The organism is Desulfosporosinus burensis, from assembly GCF_054657535.1.
The window spans coordinates 1-1,858 of the sequence record NZ_BAAHYN010000038.1; the positions used below are offsets into that span (position 1 = coordinate 1).

The window sequence follows — 1,858 nt, forward strand, 5'->3', positions numbered from 1 at the left end:
CGATAGACCCACATATAACTTTTACTTCCTGCAGCTCTGCCATCTTTACTCACTTTCACGGGCGTTTCATCCGCTTGTAGAACAGGACTCTCAAGTAATTCCTGATGCATTCTGTCATAAAGTAAAGAAAGGTATCGCTCACTGCACTGGATCGTCCAGTTTGCCATGTTCTGCCTAGAAATGTTCACATCATGTCGCTTGAATTCTTGCTCCAATCGATAAAGCGGTAGTGCATTGATATACTTGCTGTTAAAGATCGCCGCCTGTAGCGACGGCGTCACGATGCTGTTTCTAAGAAGATCTTTATCGCGTTTCGCACGCACAATGGTCTGATTATCTGCGCCACAATAAACAGCGACGTGGTGTTCTTCCACTTCAAAAGTCGCTGGATGAAAAGCAAGTCTTTTATAAACTTCGTCTGGTAGCCTACGCCATTTGTCACCAAAGATCTCTTTTAGTTCAAGTTCACTCATTTCATGATGGAGGACCTTGATAGGTAAGTCTTTAAGATCTGCTTCGCGTTTTCCCTTTTGCTTTTTGCGCTTAGTCGGTTTTGAATAAACCTCGTCTAGCTCAGGCTCAGTGATCGATTCGTTAGCGTCAACAATGGCTTCAGCTTCGTTGAAGTAAAGCTCCATTTGACCATCTAAAACGATCTTCTCACTCGATCTGCCAAAACGTCGTTGATTGGCCAGGGCGACTTGTTCCAGTAACAAATCGATCTTTTTGTTAAGGACATTCATCTGCTCCTGCTGCATGTCACTGGTTTTCTTTAAGGATTCTGTGATTTCCTGAAGTGCCATGTACATGGTTACGATGGTTTCCTTACTATAGTCAGTTAGTTGTTTTTCGGTCAATTTTTTCTCCATGATTTCACTTTATCACACGGAAGATGCAGTGTACAGAAGGAATGAGCTTGCTTTTAAAATTGTGGAAAAGTTTAAAATTTAACATTTTTAAATCGTTTTATCCACAGGTATTTTGGCTAAATTGCGCGTTTTGGAGAAGATTGATGAACCTTTTTCTTGGGGTCAAGTGTGAGACCTTCTGTCAACCAACGAAATTGTTGTAAGGTAATGTTTCGAGCAGCTTCTTCAGTACGTGGCCACTGGAATTGTCCGTTCTCAAGACGTTTATAGAGCATTAGAAAACCGTCATTTTCCCATACCAGTCCCTTGATTCGATCGGTTCTTCTTCCGCAAAACAGAAAAAGTACATTTTGGAAGGGATTAAGCTGAAACTTCTGCTGAATAAGGGCGCTTAGCCCATCTATTCCACTTCTCAAATCGGTGTAACCACAGACGATATAGATTTGATCAAATCCAGAGGCACTATTAAACATTTCTAAGGCCCCTGAGCACATTTAAGATTAGCTCTTGCGATGTTTGATTTCCAAACTCGATGGTAATTTCACCGAGTTTGATAATAACTTCTGGTTGACCTGTTGAGTTAGCTTTAACATTTTTAACATGACTTAATTCGTTTGTTTTCGGTTGTGATAGCATTGGAACAAAAGAGACCTCACCATTTCTATCATCTTGATCAATGGATTCGACGATAGAGTGACGGATTTTCTTAAGCCAATAATAATAAGATGTTTCTTTTACGTTATTCTGCCGGCACCAATCTCTGATGCCTAATCCACTGGCATTGTGTTCTGAAATGATAGCAACCCACTTATCATAACGATACTGAGCAGTTAATGATTTCACTTTACTGTCCATACGCACAGCTCCTTGATTATAGTTTTTCTAGTACTTGAAAAACTGTTAGAAGTTCTCAAGTTTTTAGAGATTCATATATTCAAGGTTAACATGACAAGTAATTTTAAGACAGGTACTCATTATTTACCGTTTAC

General features: G+C 39.9%; 3 protein-coding genes. All 3 read right to left on the reverse strand.

Annotation, left to right across the window (positions count from 1 at the left end):
* A partial coding sequence (locus ACYQ3Q_RS28175; protein WP_459931709.1) for a transposase occupies nucleotides 1-869 on the reverse strand: 869 nt, incomplete at its 3' end.
* Nucleotides 870-985: 116 nt separating this feature from the next.
* Nucleotides 986-1,342: an IS66 family insertion sequence element accessory protein TnpB gene (gene tnpB, locus ACYQ3Q_RS28180; protein ID WP_459929448.1), complete on the reverse strand. Its 357-nt coding sequence runs from the start codon at nucleotides 1,340-1,342 to the stop codon at nucleotides 986-988.
* Nucleotides 1,335-1,724 (reverse strand): IS66 family insertion sequence element accessory protein TnpA, encoded by a 390-nt coding sequence (gene tnpA / locus ACYQ3Q_RS28185; RefSeq protein ID WP_459929449.1) that lies wholly within the window; start codon nucleotides 1,722-1,724, stop codon nucleotides 1,335-1,337. Before tnpA ends, tnpB begins: the two co-directional genes overlap by 8 nt.
* Between the last annotated feature and the right edge of the window lie 134 nt (nucleotides 1,725-1,858).